The 1,663-nt window shown below is 78.5% G+C and carries 2 protein-coding genes; both read right to left on the bottom strand.

What is annotated here, in order from left to right:
* A partial coding sequence (locus ACFV5N_RS27695; RefSeq protein ID WP_385605253.1) for an FGGY-family carbohydrate kinase occupies nucleotides 1–1,088 on the bottom strand: 1,088 nt, incomplete at its 3' end.
* Nucleotides 1,081–1,663, bottom strand: a 583-nt coding sequence (locus tag ACFV5N_RS27690) for an FGGY-family carbohydrate kinase (RefSeq protein WP_385605250.1), incomplete at its 5' end; no start/stop codon positions are given. The genes ACFV5N_RS27690 and ACFV5N_RS27695, both read right to left, overlap by 8 nt.

Below are 1,663 nucleotides of genomic sequence, written 5' to 3'. Positions count from 1 at the left end.
CCTCCACCCGCGCCGCGCCCGCCGTCAGCTCCGCCGGATCCGCGCCCGGGAACAGCCTGCGGGGCGACGAACGGAAACCGCTCACCCGCCCCGACGAGCGGGTAGCACGGCGGCAGCGCGGCCACCTCCACCCGCGCCGCGCCCGCCGTCAGCTCCGCCGGATCCGCGCCCGGGAACAGGGCGCGCACCGCACCGGCGCCCGTACTGGACGCCCCGCCCGGCAGCCACAGCCCGCCGTACGGGGCCCGGTGCGCGTACACGGCACCGGCCGGGTCGCGCGGCAGCGCCGTGCTCACCCCCTTCAGCGTCAGCGTGGTGCCCAGCACCGCGTTCCACTCGCCGACGCCGAGCGCCCCCGCGCCCAGCTGGGCGGCGCAGCCGTCCGTCATCCCGGCGATCACCGGGGTGCCGTACGGCAGCCCGGTACGTGCCGCCGCCGCCCGGCCGACCTCGCCCAGCACGGTCCCCGGCCGTACCACCCGCGGCAGCAGCGCCGGATCCAGCCGCAGCCGCTCCAGCACCTCCACCGGCCAGCGGTCGGCCGGCAGGTCGTAGCCGGTCTTCAGGGCGTGGCTGGAATCCCCGGCCACCGCCCGGCCCACCAGGGCCGACGTCACCACGTCCGCCTGGTGGGCCAGCCGCGTCCCGGGCTCCGCCAGCAGCCCCTCGTCCCGCCACCACAGCAGTTTCGGCAGCGCCCAGGCGGGCTGCATCCGGTAGCCGAGCCGGTCCCACAGCGCGGCCCCGGCCTCCTGCGCCTCGGCGGCCAGCGCGCCCGCGCGGCTGTCGTCGTACATCAGTCCCGGGGTGCGCGGCGTCCCGTCGGGGCCGGTCAGCAGCACGGTGCCGGAGGTGGCGCAGACGGCGAGGGCGCCGACCTGGCGTCCGCCGAGCGCGGCCGACAGTTCGGCGAGCGCGTCGGCGGTCCGCTCCCACCAGGCGGCGGGGTCCTGCTCGTGGCGCACGCCCTCGCGCCGGCCGTGCAGCGGGCGGGCGGCGGCGGCCACGGTGCGGCCCGCGTCGTCGACCGCCAGGGCGCGGACGCTCTGCGTGCCCAGATCGACCCCGATCCACACCGGCTCAGTCATCGGCCCGCCATCCGCCCCACCGGGTCGCGGCCAGCTCACGGGTGGCCAGGAACTCGGCGTGCTCCGCGTCGTGGAAGGCGGCCGGCGCGGGGGAGGGCTCGTAGCGGTGGCCGCTGCGCACCAGCGCGGCCGCGGCGGCCGGCAGATCGGGGAAGGCGCCGAGCGCGGTGAGCGCGCACAGCAGCGCGCCCTTCGCGCCGACCTGGCTGTCGCGGGAGGACACGGCGGGCAGCCCGGTGACGTCGGCGATCAGCTGGCACCACAGCGCGCTCGCCGCGCCGCCGCCGCACAGCGCCAGTTCGGTGGGACGGTGCGGGGCGGCCCGCAGGCAGTCGCGGATGACGTGCGCGAGACCTTCGAGCACGGCGCGCGCCAGATGCTCCCGGCCGTGCCGGAACAGCATGCCGGTGACCAGGCCGCTGGCCGCCGGGTCGAGGAACGGCGCGCGCTCGCCGGCCGGCGACAGATACGGCAGCACCCGCAGTCCGTCGGCACCGGGCGGCACCCGGGCGGCCAGCTCGGACAGTTCCCGGTGGTCGCGCAGCCCCAGCAGGTCCACCGTCCAGTCCAGGACC

The sequence above is a fragment of the Streptomyces sp. NPDC059853 genome (assembly GCF_042731495.1).
Taxonomy (GTDB): domain Bacteria; phylum Actinomycetota; class Actinomycetes; order Streptomycetales; family Streptomycetaceae; genus Streptomyces.
Note: the sequence above shows the minus strand (reverse complement) of the source record. Positions and strands in the feature narration are given on the sequence as shown.